At 63.7% G+C, this 16,734-nt stretch carries 14 protein-coding genes; 12 read left to right on the top strand and 2 right to left on the bottom strand.

Annotated elements, in window-relative coordinates; translation table 11 throughout:
• Window positions 1-20 precede the first annotated feature (20 nt).
• Window positions 21-1,109: an NAD(P)-dependent alcohol dehydrogenase gene (locus tag EKO19_RS21015; protein ID WP_129778388.1), complete on the bottom strand. Its 1,089-nt coding sequence runs from the start codon at window positions 1,107-1,109 to the stop codon at window positions 21-23.
• Between the two features lie 32 nt (window positions 1,110-1,141).
• A complete protein-coding gene (locus EKO19_RS21010; RefSeq protein WP_129778387.1) occupies window positions 1,142-2,602 on the bottom strand; it encodes an aldehyde dehydrogenase family protein in 1,461 nt (486 codons plus the stop codon).
• A gap of 278 nt (window positions 2,603-2,880) precedes the next feature.
• Between EKO19_RS21010 and EKO19_RS21005 the strand changes: the two genes are divergently transcribed.
• From EKO19_RS21005 to EKO19_RS20950, 12 genes are read left to right on the top strand one after another with little or no spacing between them, the layout of a single operon-like run.
• A complete protein-coding gene (locus EKO19_RS21005; protein ID WP_217705494.1) occupies window positions 2,881-5,037 on the top strand; it encodes an acetate--CoA ligase family protein in 2,157 nt (718 codons plus the stop codon).
• Window positions 5,034-5,822, top strand: coding sequence for a citryl-CoA lyase (locus EKO19_RS21000; RefSeq protein WP_129778385.1), 789 nt, complete (start codon window positions 5,034-5,036; stop codon window positions 5,820-5,822). Before EKO19_RS21005 ends, EKO19_RS21000 begins: the two co-directional genes overlap by 4 nt.
• Before the next feature lie 6 nt (window positions 5,823-5,828).
• Window positions 5,829-7,163, top strand: a complete 1,335-nt coding sequence (locus tag EKO19_RS20995; RefSeq protein ID WP_129778384.1) for a Rieske 2Fe-2S domain-containing protein — start codon at window positions 5,829-5,831, stop codon at window positions 7,161-7,163.
• Window positions 7,164-7,180: 17 nt separating this feature from the next.
• A complete protein-coding gene (locus EKO19_RS20990) occupies window positions 7,181-8,380 on the top strand; it encodes a Gfo/Idh/MocA family protein (protein ID WP_129778383.1) in 1,200 nt (399 codons plus the stop codon).
• Window positions 8,377-9,372, top strand: coding sequence for a DODA-type extradiol aromatic ring-opening family dioxygenase (locus EKO19_RS20985; RefSeq protein ID WP_129778382.1), 996 nt, complete (start codon window positions 8,377-8,379; stop codon window positions 9,370-9,372). The genes EKO19_RS20990 and EKO19_RS20985 overlap by 4 nt, the downstream gene beginning before the upstream one ends.
• A gap of 11 nt (window positions 9,373-9,383) precedes the next feature.
• On the top strand, window positions 9,384-10,487 hold the full coding sequence (locus tag EKO19_RS20980) for an amidohydrolase family protein (protein WP_129778381.1): 1,104 nt from the start codon (window positions 9,384-9,386) through the stop codon (window positions 10,485-10,487).
• Window positions 10,484-11,164 (top strand): RraA family protein, encoded by a 681-nt coding sequence (locus EKO19_RS20975; protein ID WP_217705493.1) that lies wholly within the window; start codon window positions 10,484-10,486, stop codon window positions 11,162-11,164. Before EKO19_RS20980 ends, EKO19_RS20975 begins: the two co-directional genes overlap by 4 nt.
• 31 nt (window positions 11,165-11,195) lie before the next feature.
• Window positions 11,196-11,855: an RraA family protein gene (locus EKO19_RS20970; RefSeq protein WP_217705492.1), complete on the top strand. Its 660-nt coding sequence runs from the start codon at window positions 11,196-11,198 to the stop codon at window positions 11,853-11,855.
• Complete coding sequence (locus EKO19_RS20965; protein ID WP_129778380.1) at window positions 11,852-12,532, top strand: 4-carboxy-4-hydroxy-2-oxoadipate aldolase/oxaloacetate decarboxylase; 681 nt, start codon at window positions 11,852-11,854, stop codon at window positions 12,530-12,532. The genes EKO19_RS20970 and EKO19_RS20965 overlap by 4 nt, the downstream gene beginning before the upstream one ends.
• Before the next feature lie 2 nt (window positions 12,533-12,534).
• A complete protein-coding gene (locus tag EKO19_RS20960) occupies window positions 12,535-13,482 on the top strand; it encodes a PDR/VanB family oxidoreductase (RefSeq protein WP_217705491.1) in 948 nt (315 codons plus the stop codon).
• A 14-nt stretch (window positions 13,483-13,496) separates the two neighbouring features.
• The gene (locus EKO19_RS20955; protein ID WP_217705490.1) at window positions 13,497-14,420 is read left to right on the top strand and encodes an SDR family NAD(P)-dependent oxidoreductase; all 924 of its coding nucleotides are present in this window, start codon (window positions 13,497-13,499) and stop codon (window positions 14,418-14,420) included.
• Entirely contained in the window at window positions 14,417-16,729 is a 2,313-nt protein-coding gene (locus EKO19_RS20950) for a CaiB/BaiF CoA-transferase family protein (protein WP_129778379.1), read from the top strand. Before EKO19_RS20955 ends, EKO19_RS20950 begins: the two co-directional genes overlap by 4 nt.
• Window positions 16,730-16,734 lie beyond the last annotated feature (5 nt).

Below are 16,734 nucleotides of genomic sequence, written 5' to 3'. Positions count from 1 at the left end.
GAAAATCGTGCGGGCGAGGCTCAAAACAACAACACGGGCTTGATGGTCGCGCCCGACGCGGCGTCCGCGGCCGCGCTGTTGATTTGATCGAACGGATAGGTGCGAATCAGTTTGTCCACCGGGAAGCGGCCTTGCGCGTACCACTCCAGCAACTGCGGAATGAGCCGATGCGGATCGGCGTCGCCGAAAATCTCGCCGCGCAAGGTTTTGCCCTGGATCAGCGCGACCACGTCGATGGCGGCGACTCGTTGCGGACTGCCACCGAGCAGCACCAGGGTGCCGCGTTTCTTGAGCGCTTTGGCGGCCACTTCGACCACCGGCGCGAAGCCGGTGGTGTCGATGCAATAGTCGAGACCGCCGAGCTCGGTCAGTCGGGTCGCCAAATCGTCGTGGCTGGTGTTGATGACAGTAGTTGCGCCGAGTTGCTTTGCCAGCGCGAGCCGCGACTCGTGACGGTCGGCGACGATGATGTTCTGGCAGCCGCGGATGCCGGCAGTGAACATCGCTGCGAAACCCAGCGCACCCGCGCCCAGCACGGCGAATGTCGCGTTCTCGTTCCAGCGCTCCAGTCCAAGCACCGCAGCGGCGCCCGTCATGAAACCGCAGCCCATGCCGCAGGCCATTGCGAGCGGCAAGCTTCTCGGGACTTTGACCGCGTTGCGCGGCGAGGCGATGACGTGGGTGGCGAACGAAGATTGGCCGAGATAACGACCGGCGATCGCGTTGCCGTTCGCATCGATGAAATACGGCGAGCCGTCGTTACGGGCACGGCCATAGTTCAACGCGGCGTAGTGATCGCAGTACGCCGGATGACTGGACTGACAACTGTCGCAACGGCCGCAGCTTTCGAAAGTGAGTACCACCGGATCGCCCGGCGCCAGCGATTCGACTTCCGAACCGGTTTCCACGACCACGCCGGCGCCCTCGTGCCCGAGGACGAAGGGCAGGGGAATGGCGAATTGCTGATGCACGATGGCGAGATCCGTGTGGCAAATGCCGGTGCCGGTGAGCCGGACCAGAATTTCGCCGGGCCGGATGGCCGCGAGCTCCATGGGCTCGATGGCGAACGGCGCGTCTTTGGCACGGGTGATGGCCGCCTGGATCTTCAAGGGGAATGCTCTCTTATATAGGTGAGTGGCGGTCAGAGCGCGGCGTACACGCTCTTGGTCTGCAGGAAGGCCTCCAGTCCTTCGAGTCCATTCTCGCGGCCCCAGCCGGATTGTTTGTAACCGCCGAAGGCCATCGAACGATCGACCACCAGCTGACAGTTCAACCAGATGTTGCCGGCCTTGACGCGCCTGGCGAGGCGATGCGCGATGCCGATGTCGCGCGTCCAGATGGCGGCCGCCAGACCGTACTGGGTGTCATTGGCCTGGCGCACTACATCGTCGATGTCGGTGAAGGGAATCAGATTCGCGACCGGTCCGAAGATCTCTTCTCGCAGGATGCGAGCGCCCGGTCGCGGCGCCGTCAGAATCGTTGGCTCGAAGAAATAGCCCGGTCGATCCGGTCGATTTCCGCCCACGATCACTTGCGAGCCGTCGCGCACGCCTTCCGCGACCAGGCCACTGACGCGGTCGAGCTGACGCTGCGAAATCAGCGGCCCAAGATTCACGCCGGCCTCGAACCCATCGCCGACTTTCATTTGCCGCGCAATGACGGCGAGTCGAGCGGCGAGCTCGTCGTGAATTTTCTGATGCACGAAGATTCGCGAACCGGCGATGCACGCCTGGCCGGAGTTGCTGAAGATGCCGCGTGCAATGCCCGCCGCCGCCTGGTCGAGGTCCGCATCGGGAAACACCAGCACGGGCGACTTGCCGCCCAGTTCCAGCGACACCCGTTTCAAGTTGCCGGCGGCGGCGACCACGATCTTGCGACCGACGTCGGTCGAGCCGGTGAAACTGATCTTGTCGACATCGGGGTGGGCGGCGAGTGCGGCACCGGCGACATTGCCGCGACCGCAGACGATATTGATGACGCCTTCGGGCACGCCCGCTTGCATCAGGATGTCACCGAGCATCAGGGCCGAAAGCGGTGTCTCTTCCGCCGGCTTGAGAATGGCGCTGCAGCCGGCGGTGAGGGCGGTCGCGATCTTGTTGCACGCCATGGTGAACGGCACGTTCCAGGGCGTGATCAGCGCCGCGACGCCGGCGGGCTCGCGCAATGTATAAGCATGGAAGTCGCCCGGCGCCGAGATCTGCACCGTTTCGCCGCGAATCTTGGTGCACCAGCCGGAGAAATAACGAAACGTTTCGGCGCCCGTCGCGACCAGCGCACGGGCGAGCGTGATTGGCATGCCGTTGTCGCGCGTCTCGAGCTGGGCGATCTCATCCGCCTGTTGATCGATCAGCGCGGCCACCTTCTGCAGGATTTGGGCTCGCCAGTTCGGCGCGCGTGCCGTCCAGGCGCCACTTTCGAATGAGCGACGCGCGGCGCTGACGGCTCGATCGACGTCGGCGGCGCTGCTGGCCGGTGCGGAACCGATTTGCGAGCCACTCGAGGGATTGAAGCAAGCGATGGTCTCGCCGCTGGCGGCCGCTTGCCAGCGGCCTTCGATGAGATTGCGGCCGAGGCTGGCCGGCGACTCTGATGTGCTTGTCATGAACCCCCCGAAGCTGCCCCAAGCCTAGCAGCTGGTGCCGCCAGCAGCAACGAATTGCCAGAGGTAGTCACGGTATATCGTTGTAGGAGGAATCGCCAAGAATACAGTGCGGGGCCAGATCTGTCGTAATCAGTCACGATATACCGTAGACATAGACGATATACCGTCGTAGCATGCTCCCCAGGTTCCGTCGGCAGGGGGCGGCCTGGCAGCCGCGCAGCGCAGCTTCCGGGTCGATGACAACCGCGGCGGTTTGCAGCATCGACAGAGATAACGACGTGGATTTCAGATCGACCGCGACCGAGGTCGCCAGCCCCGGCGCCAACGCTTCATTACATGGACTGGTGTCGCCCCGATCGGTCGTGATCGTCGGCGCTTCGGATCGTGCCGGCAGCCTCGGCGAGCGCACGGTGTCCAACCTGCTGGATTACTCGGACTTCAAGGGCGAGGTGTATTTCATCAACCCGAACAAGCCCGAGATTCGCGGCATCAAGTGCCAGACCAATGTGCGCGATCTGCCCGTAGCGCCGGATGTCGCGGCGCTGGTCGTGCCGGCCAAATCAGTACTAGCCACCTTGCGCGATTGCGCCGAGCGCGGCGTGCGTTACAGCCTCGTGTTCAGCTCGGGATTCGCGGAGCTGGGTGAAGAAGGGCGCGCCGTCCAGGCTGAGATGGCCAAGATCGCGCGCGACAGCGGCATGCGCATCTACGGTCCGAACTCACCCGGCTTTTGCAATCTCAACCAGCGCTTCGGTCTGATGTTCTCGCCCTCGTATCGGGTCGACCAATTGCCCGGGCCGATCGGGCTGGCGACCCAGGGCGGCGGCATCGGCCGCTGTTTCCTGCAAGCGATGGAGCGTGGCATCGGTGTCGGCCTGTGGGCATCGACCGGCAACGAGGTCGATCTCACCGTCGCCGATTTCATTCGTTACATGGCGGACGCGGACGACATCAAAGTGATTGCCACTGCGATGGAAGGCATTCGCGACGGCGGTCAGCTCATTGCAGCCGCTCAATACGCGGCCGAGCGCAACAAACCCGTCATCGCATTGAAGATCGGTCGCTCCGACTACGGCGTGCAGGCGACCATGTCGCATACCGGCTCGATCTCCGGCAGCGCCGCGATCAATTCGGCCGTGTTCCGTCAGGTCGGTATCGTCGAAGTGGACGACATCGATGAGCTGATCGATACGGCCGCGCTGTTTGCACGCAGCCGTCGCTTGCCCACCGGCCGCGAGAAGCTCGCGGTGTTCGGTTTTTCCGGTGGCGCCTGTGCGCTCGCTGCCGATGGTGTCGGCGAGGGCGGGCTCACGCTCGCGAAGTTCTCCGATCAAACGCTGGATACGTTGCGCAAGGCGTTGCCCGATTACGCGGCCATTCAGAATCCAGTCGACGCCACCTCCGACATCATCACCAATCCCGAGGTGGGCCGCGCGACCTTGAACGCTGTCGCCGACGATCCCGAGGTGGATCTGATCCTGTATCCGTTCCCCTGCGACTACATGGAAATCACCAGCACTATCGCTGAGATGGTGGCCAAGGCACAGGCGCAGACCGAGGTGCCGATCGTTCCCGTGTGGCAGTCGGATCGGTTGGGCGAAGGCTTTCAACAGCTGGTCAAGGGCGGGCTGATGCCCACGCGCAGTGTGAAACAAACGGTCAAGGCGTTGCGTCGCTGGATCGATTGGGGAACCTGGCGCTCGACCTTCGAGCCGGGCTGGCAGCCCTTGCCTACCGAGGCAGCCAGCACTGCTGACAAAGTCACTCACACCGAGCCCGCCGCGAAAGCGTTGCTCGCCGCCGCTGGCGTTTCAGTACCGCAAGGCGCTGTTGCGGCGACCGCGGATGAAGCGGTGAAGATCGCTGGCAAAATGGGCTATCCCGTGGTGGCGAAGATCGTGAGCGCTGCCATCACTCACAAATCCGATGTGGGCGGCGTCGCGATCGGTCTGGCCGACGAGGCTGCGGTTCGCGAAGCCTTCGCGCGCGTGCTGACAAACTCGAAGCAGGCCGAGCCCACCGCCGCGATCGAAGGCGTGCTGATCGAAAAGATGGCGGCGTCGGGCGGCTTCGAAGCTCTGATCGGCGTGGTTCGCGATCCGGTGTTCGGGCCGGTGATCACATTCGGTCTTGGCGGTATCTACGTCGAGCTCTTCAAGGACGTGGCACGTCGCAAGTTGCCGCTCACCTCTGCATCGGCGCGCGAGCTCATCAACGAGCCGCGCTGCTCGAAGTTGCTGCAGGGTCTGCGTGGCAAGCCGGCTGCGGATACCGACGCCTTGCAGGCTATGCTGCTCGCCATCTCCGATTTCGTTACCAAACATGCGGACACGCTCGAGGAGCTCGAGCTGAATCCTGTGTGGGTGGGGCCGAAGGGTCAGGGCGTGGTGGCCCTCGATGCCGTGCTGGTGACGCGTTCGGGAGCGCAATCGTGATCAAGACTGAAATCGGCTACACGACGGTCGAAGCCATCACGGTGCGCGGCCGTGACCTGGCAACTCAGCTCATCGGCAAGATCGACTTCATCGACATGATGATGCTGGTCATCCTGGGGCGTGAGTGTCAGGGCAATGAGCGCGAGCTGATCAACACCATTCTGGTGACAGTGACCGATCACGGCCTGACGCCCAGCGCCGTCGCGGCGCGTCTCACTTATATGGGCGCGCCCGAGGCCTCGCAGGCTGCGGTTGCCGCTGGATTGCTCGGCGCCGGCAGCGTGTTTCTCGGCTCCATGGAGAACGCGGCGCTGATGTTGCGCGAGTATGCCAACCGCATCGATGCCAACGCATCCAACGAGGACTTCATCGAGCTTGCCACGCAGGTGATCGATGAACGCCGCGCGAACCGGCAGCAGTTGTTCGGGCTCGGTCACAATATCCATATCAACGGCGATCCCAGAATTCCCGCCTTGCGAGAAGTTTCGGAGCGCACCGGCTACTTCGGCAAACATTGGAAGCTGCTGCTCGCCCTCGACCAAGTGAGCCAGCAGAAACTCAAGCGGCGTCTGCCCGCCAACACCGCCGGCGCCGTCGGCGCCATGATCGCCGACGCCGATCTGCCGACACCCCTCGCGCGAGGCTTCGCGCTGGTCGGCCGTTGCGCCGGCCTGATCGGTCACATCATGGAGGAGAGCACCGCGCCCATCGGCAAGGAGCTCTGGGACGTGGTGCTTTCGCAGGATCCGCGCAATCGCTTGCCGGAACGCTCAGCCAGGAAGTGATATTCCATGTTGAATAGAGAGATCAATGAAATGCTGTCGCGCGTGGGCCCGGGCACGCCGATGGGAAACCTGTTCCGCCGCTTCTGGTTGCCGGCGCTCATGTCGAATGAGGTTCGCAGCGACAGCGCGCCGGTGCGCTTGCGCATTCTCGGCGAAGACCTGCTGAGCTTTCGCGACAGCAGCGGTCGAGTCGGTATCGTCGAAGCTTACTGTCCGCATCGGGGTGCGCCGCTGTTCTTCGGTCGTAATGAACAGTGCGGGTTGCGCTGCGCGTATCACGGCTGGAAGTTCAATGTCGACGGCGAATGCCTCGAGATCCCGAACATTTCCGAGTCCGACAAGGCCGACATGCGCCAGCGCGCTCGCATCACTTCCTATGCGACACGCGAAGCCAACGGCGTCGTGTGGGTGTACATGGGCGAGGCGAGCAAGATGCCGCCGTTTCCGAAGTTCGACTACGCCAGCGCGCCCGATGGCCAGGCGTATGCGGCTCGCTGGCTGCAGCGGACCAATTGGCTGCAAGGCCTGGAAGGGGAGATCGACAGCTCGCACATCAGCTGGCTGCATCGGGACTTCGATGCCGAGTCCTCGAAGATGAAATCGGCCGGCGCGCAGCTCGCCACCGACGCCGCGCCATTGATGGAGATTCGCGAGACGGCGACCGGCTATACCTACGGCGCGCGCCGCAATCTCAATGGTCAGTACTTCTGGCGCCAGTATCACTGGGTCGCGCCGATGTTCAGTTTCATTCCGCATGCGCCGGGCCCATTCGCATCGTTCGGCGGGCGCGCGTGGACGCCGATCGATGACAATCACGTCAACGTGTTCACGTTCGGTTATCGCAACGATCGGCCGTTCAGCAAGGAAGAGCTGGAGACTTACGAGAGCGGCGCGCTGTTTCCGCCGCGCATGAAGGCCGCGAAATTCCAGCTGCCCGACGGTTATCTCATCGACACGTTCCTGCCGGTCGCGAGCAAGGAGAACGATTACGAGATCGACCGGGAAATGCAGAAGACCGTGAATTTCACCGGCATCTGGGGCGTGCATGATCAGGACCGCGCGCTCGCGGAGAACTCGCGCAAGCTCGGCGGCGCCGATCCGGGCATTCTGGATCGCACCAAGGAGCATCTGGTCAGTGCCGATAAAGCCATCGTCACGGCACGGCGCTCGCTGCTGAAAATGGTTCGTGAGTTGCAGGAAGGCATCGAGCCGGGCTTCATCGCCGATGCCGAGGCGTTCCGGGTGCGTGCGATCAGCAAGATCTGCGATGTCGCCAGCTTCGATGCGTTCATCGAAACGTACGGTGAGGAAGCTCACGTGCGTCGCTCGCCGTCGCGCTAAGCCGGGCACGTATCGTCATGACCGCGGAGGCAGAACTGAGAATCGGCGTCATCGGGCTCGGCATGGCGGGCGCCTTGATGACGCAGGTGATCGATCAGCATCCACGGATGAAATTGGCCGGTGCCGCTGAGATCAATGCAGAGCTGCGGGCCAACTTCAGTCGGGTGCGTAGTGAGCCGGTCGTTGCGGATGTCGCCGAGTTGGTGCGGCGGAATGACATCGACGCCGTTTACATCGCCACGCCTCATCAGTTCCATCGCGAGCACGCGGTGATTGCCGCTGAGCAGGGCAAGCACGTCATCGTCGAAAAGCCCATGGCGCTCACCCTCGATGACTGCGACGCCATGATCGAGGCAGCGGAGCGCAATGGCGTGACGCTCATCGTCGGTCACACGCACAGCTTCGCGCCGGCCATCGCCAGGATGCGCGAGTTGATCGCGAGCGGTGAGATCGGCCGGCTCGCCATGCTCTCGATGCTGAACTACACCGATTTCCTGTATCGGCCGCGTCGGCCCGAAGAGCTCGATACCGCCAAGGGCGGCGGCATTCTTTTCAATCAAGTGCCGCACCAGGTCGATGTGGCGCGGTTCCTCGCCGGCAGCGAGGTGACGAGCGTGCGAGCCGTGACCTGGAAGCTCGATCCGCGCCGGCCGACAGAAGGCTGTTGTATGGCGCTGCTCAACTTTGCAAATGGTTGCTCGGCATCCGTCGTCTACAGCGGCTACGACCATTTCGACAGCGACGAATTGCATGGCTGGATCGGCGAAGGCGGTTATTTGAAGAAGCCCGCCCACGGCGCGACCCAGCGCTCCTGGGAATCGTTCGCCGACGCCGCTCAGGAAGCGCAAGAGCGTAGCCGTCGCTATGGCTACGGTGGCAGCGTGTCGCTCGCGGCGGCAACGCCGAAGCATCAACCCCATTTTGGCACGGTGATCGTGACGGGCGAGAAGGGCGATCTGCGTCAGTCGCCCGACGGCGTGTTGGTCTATTCGCGCGACGGTGTACGCGAAGTCGCATTGCCGGCCGTCACCGGTCGCCCAGGTCGAGCTGAAGTGCTCGATGAGTTGTTCGGCGCGGTGGTCGGCGGCTCGTCCGCGCCACACGACGGTCGTTTCGCGCGCGGCACTGTCGCAGCTTGTCTCGCGATTCTGCAATCCGCGCTGCAGGGTCGCGAAGTGTTTCTGGATGTTCATCGTTCCCGGGAGAGCCTGGCATGAGCCAGATGGTCATCGGCATCGGCACGTCACATAGCCCTCTGCTGGCAATGCAGCCGGAGATGTGGGTCGAGCGTGCGCGTGACGACTACAAACGCACGCGGATTCAACTGTGCGACGGACGTGTGCTCAGTTACGAGCAACTCGCCGCCGACACCGGCAATCGTTACGCCGAGCTCGCGGTCCTCGATCATTTCAAGAAACAACACGCGGCCGCACAGCAGGCGCTGGATCGGTTGGCACAGGATCTGGCGGACGCGGCGCCCGACGTTGTCATCGTGATCGGCGACGATCAGGACGAGCTGTTCAACCTGACGCACATGCCCGCGATCGCGATTTTTTACGGCGAGAAGATCGTGATGCATCCAACCGCCGAGGCGGAGGAGCATCTGCCAGCGTGGCATCAGGCCGCGCTCAAGGGGTATAGCCAGGACGCGGCTCACGTGCATCGAGGCGCGCCGGAATACTCCAAGGCGTTGATCGAAGCGCTGATCGAACGCAACGTCGACATCGGTGCGTCGTCCGAAGTGACCGATGCCAGAGCGGCTGGCTTCGGCCACGCGTACGGCTTCGTGATCGAACGTCTGTTTCAAGGTAAGCGCATTCCGGTCGTGCCGGTGCTGCTGAACACTTACTTTCCGCCAAACGTGCTCCGTCCGGCGCGGTGTGTCGAGGTCGGCCGGCTGCTGCGCGAGGCAGTGGACGCGCTGCCCGGCAATCAGCGCGTTGCCATCGTCGCCTCGGGCGGCTTGAGCCACTTCGCCACCGACGCGGACTTCGATCGCAAGGTGCTGGAGGCCCTGCGTACCGGCGACAGCGCGACGCTGCGCTCGTTGCCGCCGAGTGCATTCAAATCCGGCTCATCGGAAATTCTCAACTGGATCATGCTGGGCGGCGCGCTCGAAGGCCTGCGCAGCCAGTGGCTCGACTACCTGCCGGTGTATCGAACGCCCGCCGGCACCGGCATCGGTCTCGCCTTCGGGACCTGGCGATAGGAACTCAATCAATGATCATCGACGCTCACGCTCATATTCTCACGCCAGCCGCGGTCTTCGCGATCCGGACCATCCTGCAGGCGTCCAACGGCCAGCATTCCAAGGAGTGGTACATCAAGCGGTATCTGCCGGAGGAAGAGCTGGTCAAGACGGCGAATCGCTGTATCGCCATCATGGATCAGGTCGGCACCGACGTGCAGCTGATCTCGCCGCGGCCCTTTACGTTGATGCATTCGCATCGCGTGCCGAAAGACGTGCGCGTGTGGATCGAGCTGCAGAACGATTGCATCCACAAGACGGTACAGATGCATCCGACCCGCTTTCGCGGCATGGCCGGGTTGCCGCAGGTGTCCGGTCAGCCCATCGAGATCGTGTTCGATGAGATCGATCGTTGCGTGAACGAGCTGGGCTTCGTCGGCGTGCTGTTGAATCCGGATCCGGATGAAGGTGGCGGCGCATCGCCGCGCCTCGGCGATCCGTACTGGTACCCGCTGTGGGAGAAGCTGGTGGACATGGATCTGCCGGCGCTGATTCACAGCGCGGGCTGCTGTGGCCGCGAGACCTACGATGAGCATTTCGCCACCGAGGAAAGCATGGCGATCACTTCGGTGCTGCACTCCGAAGTGTTCGACCGCTTCCCCAAGCTGAAATTGATGATCAGTCACGGCGGCGGCTCGATTCCCTATCAGATTGGTCGCTGGCGCTCGCACTGGTTCATGGAGCAGGCCGCGCATCATCCGCACATCGCGAAGTATTTCGCCGAGCTCGAGAAGGCGGGCTGGACCAATCAGCCGCCACCGCCGCCGCCGGCCGATCTCACAACCTTCGATCAGCAGCTGCGCAAGTTGTGGTTCGACACCGACGTGCACAACAAGGCGTCCATCGAGCTGCTGCTCAAGACGGTGGGCACCGATCGTTGTCTGTTCGGCACGGAGCGGCCGGGCAGCGGCGGCGGTATCGATCTTGCGACCGGTCGCCCGATGGACGATTTCAAGTACACCATCGATCGGATCGAATTCCTGACCGAGGCGGATCGTCACGCCATCTATGAGGGCAATGCTCGTAAAGTGTTCTCGCGGCTGTCGACGCTCGATGCGCTGAGGGCGAAGGCGTGACCGGCACGGATTCGATCGAGTTCGTCGCGACCTGCGTCGAGCGGCTGCGCCGGCTCGACTGCTGCGCGGTTTCCGATGCGCTCGATCGTCTGAAACTCGGCGGCGCGGTCAGCGGCCTGCCGCAACGTTCGGGCGTCGGCAAAGTCGCGGGCCGGGTCGTCACGATGAAGCTTGGTACGGGCGAGCCGCCACCCGGACCGCCACGTCACCTCGGCTGCAATGCCATCGAAGCGGCGAGTCCGCTCGATGTCATCGTCGTCGAGCAGCGCACCGGCATCGAAGCCGGCAGCTGGGGCGGCATTCTCACCTTGGGCGCGAAGGTCCGCGGCGTTGCCGGCGTGATTTCCGATGGCGCCGTACGCGACATCGATGAAGCCATCGCTTATGGCTTGCCGATTTTTTCCCGCGCCCTCACGGCTCGCACGGCGCGTGGCCGCATCGTCGAGAAGGGCACGAATGTTCCCATCACCATCGGCGAGTTCGAGGTGCAGCCCGGTGATTACGTCATCGCGGATGGCAGCGCGGTCGTGTTTGTTCCGGCCGGCAAGGTCGGGGCCGTGCTGGACGCGGCCGAAGCTATCGCCGCGAAGGAAGCCGCCATGGCCAAGGCGCTGCTGGCCGGCGTGCCGATTTCCGAAGTGATGGGCGGCAACTACGAAAACATGCTCAAGACCTGAGCGTGGGCGCGGATCAGAGGTTGAATTCAACGTGACAGCAGAGACAGACAAGAATCGCGAGCGCGCGGCGAAGCTCGATACGGCCTCCCTCAGCGATGCCATGGATAAGCTCGGCATCAACGGTCAGTGCTACAAGATCGCACCCCGCGATTCATCGTTCCGCATGTGTGGCCGCGCCTTCACCATCCTGTATGGACCGGCCGGCACGCCCCCGGGAACGGTGGGCGATTACATCGACGATGTGCCGCCCGGCAGTGTGATCGTGCTGGACAACGGCGGGCGCGACAATGCCACCGTGTGGGGCGACATTCTCACCGAGATCGCGCATCGACGCGGGATCGCGGGAACGGTGATCGATGGCATCTGCCGCGACGTGGCCTTGAGTCTGAAGCTCCAATATCCGGTCTACTCGCGCGGTCACTGGATGCGCACCGGTAAGGATCGTGTCCAGGTCGAAGCGACCAATATTCCGGTCAACATTGGCGATGCGCGTGTGCAGCCGGGCGACCTGTTGCGTGGCGATGCCGACGGTGTGGTGGTCCTGCCGAAGGAACATGAGGACGCCATTCTCGACACTGCCGAGCAGATCGAAGCGGCGGAAAATCGCATTCGCGACGCCGTGCGTTCGGGCACGAGGCTCGATGACGCGCGCAAGGCGAATCGCTATCACCAGTTGCAGACCAAATCATGAGCGTCAAGGTGCACGGCACGCGGCTGAATCCGGAAGAGACGATTCGCCGCAAGATCACACGAGTGAGCGCGGAGCTGGTCGAGCGTGCTCGCGCGTTCGACACGGCAACGCTGCACGAGGCGGCCGGCAAGATCGGTGTCATGCCGCATGCGATCAAACCCGTCGCGCCACAGTTTCGAGTGTGCGGGCCGGCGGTGACGGTGCAATCGCCGGGCGGTGACAACCTCTGGTTGCATCGTGCGATCTATGCAGCCGAGCCGGGCGATGTGCTGGTCGTGCATGTGAGCGACAAGTTCGATCACGGCTACTGGGGAGAGATCATGTCGACGGCGGCGCAGGTGCGCGGACTCGGCGGGCTCGTCATCGACGGATGCGTGCGAGACGTGGCGCTGCTGCGTGAAATGAGTTTCCCTGTGTTCTCCCGTGGATTGTGCATTCGTGGCACGGGCAAGGATTTCGGCGCGCGCGGTTGGGTGAACTATCCCATGCTGGTTCACGGCGTCACCATTCAAGCGGGCGATCTGGTATGCGGCGATGAAGACGGCGTCGTGGTCATTCCCGCGCAGCGTGCTGCTCAAGTGCTGGATGCCGCCGCGAAGCGCGCCGATGCGGAGCGCACGATCGTCGAGCGGCTCAAAGCCGGCGAGACGACGCTGAAAATCTACGGGTGGGAGTGATCGTGAAGGCGCGCATCGTTGCCATTCGCTACGAAGCCCGAGACATTCTGTCGTTCGTGCTCGCGCCGTTGGATGTCGATGAGTTTCCGCGCGTCGATCCGGGCTCGCATGTCGATGTTCATCCTACCGGCGCGTTGATGCGCAGCTATTCGCTGTCCAATGGCGAGGGCGACGCCGGCCTGTATCGGCTGACGGTGCAGAACGATCCGAAGAGCCGCGGCGGCTCGGTGTTCATGCACCAGAATCTGCGGGCGGGTCAGGAGCTGGAGATCAGCGCGCCCAGAAACAATTTCAAGCTAGCGGAGGACAGTCCGTTCACCGTGTTCGTGGCCGGCGGCATCGGCATCACACCGTTCATACCGATGATGACGCGCTTGAACGCCTTGCGCCGGAAGTGGCGCTTGCACTACTGCGTGCGTACTCGCGACCGGGCGGCGTTCGTGAAAGAGATCGAGCGTCTCGCGGCCGTGGGCTTCGGCGATGTGCAATTCACTTTCGACGGCGAGCCCGGCGGTGCACCGCTGGATCTCGAGCAGGTGATGGCGACTCTGCCCGCCGATGCTCACATCTACTGCTGTGGCCCGATGGGCATGCTCCAGGCCTATCAGCGAGCGGCGGCGTCCTTGCCGTCCGAACGCGTGCACTTCGAGTATTTCAATACCGATGTGAAGCCGGCTTCGGAGGGCGGTTTCTCCGTGGTGTTGCAAAAGTCCGGCCGCGAGATTTTCGTCAAGAGCGGCGAGACGATCTTGAAGGCGGTGCGCGAGGCCGGCGTGGACGTGCAGTCCTCCTGTGAAGAGGGCGTCTGCGGCGCGTGCGAGACGGCCGTCATCAGCGGGCAACCGGAGCATCGGGACATGATCCTGAGCGAGCGCGAGCGGGCTGCGAACCAGACCATGATGATTTGTTGTTCGGGCTGTAAAACCGACCGGCTGGTGCTGGACCTGTAGTCGCGACGAGGGGGATGATGAGGGGGCGGATCACATCGCGATTCGGGGCGCGCTCGACGGGGCGTGAGGTGCTGGCGGGCCTGGATTTGACGGGCCGGTCGGTCATCGTGACCGGTGGCGCGGGGGGGCTGGGACTGGAAACCGTGCGTTCGCTGCTGGCAGTGGGAGCAAGTGTGATCGTCGCATCGCGCTCGGCGCCGGCGCCGGGGGCGCTCGATGGGTTCGCCAACTGGCGCCACGAGCCGCTCGACCTGGCCAGCCTGAGCTCGGTGCGCGATTTCGCCCGCCGCTGGGCGGACGCGCCGCTGAATTGCCTGATCAACAATGCCGGGGTCATGCGCTTGCCTCTGTCCTACACGGCCGAAGGATTTGAATCGCATCTTGCGATCAATCATTTCGGTCACCACTTGCTCACCCTGTTGCTGCTGCCCGGACTGCGCAGGGCGGCACCGTCCCGCGTCGTGCAACTTTCCTCCGGCGCGCATCGGCGCTGGCCGATGGATTTCGACGACCTGCATTTCCGCTCGCGGCCGTACGATCCGTCCGGCGCCTATGGCCAATCGAAGACTGCGAACGCGTTGTTTGCCGTCGAATTCTCGCGTCGTTACGGCGCTGACGGCGTGACCGCCAATGCCGTCATGCCCGGTGCCGTGCTCGACACCAGTCTCATGCGACACATGACCGCCGACGAATTCGCCGCGCTCGAACAGCAGATGAAGCCGATCCGCAAGAATCTGGCCGAAGGCGCGGCGACGACGCTGTGGGCCGCGAGCGCCACGGAGCTCAACGGTGTCGGCGGGTTGTATCTGGAGGATTGTGCCCAGGCATTGCCGGGCTCGACCGATCGGCCGGGCGGTGTGTTGCCGCACGCCTTGGATCCGGAGACGGCGGCGAGATTGTGGGAAATCTCAGCTCGCTGCGTCGGAGCAGTGGCATGACGATCGAGCGCCGCTGGCCGCCAGTCGTGCTCGATCTGGGCGTCGGTCTGTCGGCCGCGCTGGTCGCGAAACTGATGGCGGAGTTGGGTGCGAGCGTCACTCGCATCGAGCCTGAATCGGGCGATCCTTTCTACAATGTTTATCCGTCGTATCGTCTGCTGCGATCGGCAAGCGCCGTTGCGCCCGCTGGTGATCTGAATCGGCTGCTCGCGACGGCGGATGTTTGTATCGTCGGCGGGGAAGATCATCCCGAGCTGCAACGGACGTTCGACGCCGCCGACCTGTCCGCCCGTCATCCGCGATTGGTCGTGCTGGATCTCGGCGCGCACCTGAGTGCGAACACCAAAGCGGTCGACCTGCTGATTCAGGCGCGCACCGGATTGTGCTTCGAGCAATTCTCACAACGGCCGGTCTGTTTCGCGACGGCGCTGCCGACCTACGGCGCCGCGCTGCTCGGGACGCTGGGCCTGTGGACCGCGTTGTTCGAGCGCTCGCGCAGCGGTCGAGGGCAGGTCGTCAGCGCGACGATGCAACAGGGCACGGCGCTGTTCTGGTCACCGTTCTGGATGAAGGCGCAGCGGCCGGACGCCGCCTTCGACACGATCACGCCCAAGGATGTGCGACACCTCATCTTCGAATGCGCCGATGGCGACTACATTCAGTTGGTGATGGGCGTGCCGGGCGCGGTTCGCAAGCTCTATGACGTATTGGGGATCGAGGTGGCCGTCGCGGCCGACGATCGCGGTCATCCCAAGCCGAACACGCCGCTCAGCAAATATTTCGGCGACCATGAGCTCATTGCGCCCCGAGTTCGGAAATGGCGGCGCGCCGAGTTGCTGGCGGCGGTTCGTCAGGCGGGGCTCGCAGCCGAAGCGGTGCTCGCGCCTGGCGAGTGCTGGAACGACGAGCAGGTTCAGAACAACGACATCGTTCGTCGCGACCGTGCAGGTTGGCGATATGTCGGTGCGCCGATCGGGATGAAGCCGGCGAGCGAGGCTTCGCGTTCTGCCAGCGTCAAACAGGCGGGCGAGGCGCCGCGTTCGACCAGCGTCAAACAGGAGCGCGAGGCGTCGCGTGGCTCTGCGAGCGCGACAAGTGCCGCGCCGATCGGCGCTAAACAGGCGGGCGAGGCGTCGCGGACTTCTGCGAGCGCGACCAGCGCAGCGCCGCTCGATGGCATTCGGGTGCTCGATCTGGGCAACTTCGTCGCCGGGCCGTTCTCTTCACGGTTGCTCGCGAGCCTGGGGGCGGACGTCATCAAAGTCGATCCGCCTTCGGGTGCCGCGACGATCTCCGGTTACCGCACCGTCTACGCCTCGAACTGCGGCAAACGCAGTCTGTGCGTCGATATGAAGACGCCGGAAGGTCACGAAGTCCTGGCGAGGCTGTGCGCGACGGCGGATGTCGTGCATCACAATTTTCGCGTCGGTGTCGCGGAGCGTTTAGGTGTCGACAGCGCACGGCTGCGTGAGAGCAATCCGTCGCTGATCGTGTTGCATGCAACGGCCTATGGAAGCTCGGGGCCGAAAGCGACGCATCCAGGGTTCGATATGGTGACGCAGGCGCTGTGCGGCCATGAAATGCGCGCCGGCGGGGCGGCCAATCCACCTCTATGGTATCGATCGCCATTCGTCGATTTCGCGACCGGGGCGCTCGGTGCGATTGCCGTCGTCGCGGGGCTGGTGCGCCGGCAGACCACCGGTATGGCGGTCGATACCGAGGTCAGCCTGCTCAACACCGCATTGTTTCTAATGTCCGAGCTGGTCCAGGAGCCGGCCGGCGAACTGCGGGGCGTCGGATTGCTTGATCATGAGCGCACCGGATTTCATCCCGCGGAAAGTTTGTATCGGACGCGCGATGGCTGGATCGCGATCTCGGCACGCACCGATGCCATGGCGGAACGTCTCGCCGGAGTTTTGCAGTTGACGCTGCCACCCCGTTCGATATGGAGTCACAACGAGCGCGGTGCATTGGCCGAACGTATCGGGCAACTCGATGGCGACGATCTGCTGAACCGGCTGGCCAGGGCCGACGTCTGGGCGGAGCGATGTATCGCCGATGGCTGGGCCGAGCTGTGTGCGGACGATGTGGCGCGAGACAAGCAATTGATCGTCGACGTTCCGGATGGGCGCTACGGCTCCGTCAGTGGCTGCCTCGGTCCGCTGATGAATTTCTCGCGTTCGAAGATCGAGGCCTCGGCGCTGCGTGCCGCGCCGACGCTCGGTCAGCACTCCGAGCTGCTATTGGCGGAGCTTGGCTACTCGCCTGAAAACATACAGCGGCTGCGCGACAGTCGCGTCATTGCCTGAGTATA

Origin of the sequence: Peristeroidobacter soli, assembly GCF_004138485.1 — a bacterium.
Classification (GTDB): domain Bacteria; phylum Pseudomonadota; class Gammaproteobacteria; order Steroidobacterales; family Steroidobacteraceae; genus Steroidobacter; species Steroidobacter soli.
Note: the sequence above shows the minus strand (reverse complement) of the source record. Positions and strands in the feature narration are given on the sequence as shown.

Excerpts from the sequence above, each read along its gene's own strand:
- EKO19_RS21010 (WP_129778387.1), bottom strand. The coding sequence starts at position 2,602 with ATGACAAGCACATCAGAGTCGCCGGCCAGCCTCGGCCGCAATCTCATC.
- EKO19_RS20995 (WP_129778384.1), top strand. The coding sequence starts at position 5,829 with ATGTTGAATAGAGAGATCAATGAAATGCTGTCGCGCGTGGGCCCGGGC.
- EKO19_RS20990 (WP_129778383.1), top strand. The coding sequence starts at position 7,181 with ATGACCGCGGAGGCAGAACTGAGAATCGGCGTCATCGGGCTCGGCATG.
- EKO19_RS20985 (WP_129778382.1), top strand. The coding sequence starts at position 8,377 with ATGAGCCAGATGGTCATCGGCATCGGCACGTCACATAGCCCTCTGCTG.
- EKO19_RS20980 (WP_129778381.1), top strand. The coding sequence starts at position 9,384 with ATGATCATCGACGCTCACGCTCATATTCTCACGCCAGCCGCGGTCTTC.
- EKO19_RS20965 (WP_129778380.1), top strand. The coding sequence starts at position 11,852 with ATGAGCGTCAAGGTGCACGGCACGCGGCTGAATCCGGAAGAGACGATT.
- EKO19_RS20955 (WP_217705490.1), top strand. The coding sequence starts at position 13,497 with ATGATGAGGGGGCGGATCACATCGCGATTCGGGGCGCGCTCGACGGGG.
- EKO19_RS20950 (WP_129778379.1), top strand. The coding sequence starts at position 14,417 with ATGACGATCGAGCGCCGCTGGCCGCCAGTCGTGCTCGATCTGGGCGTC.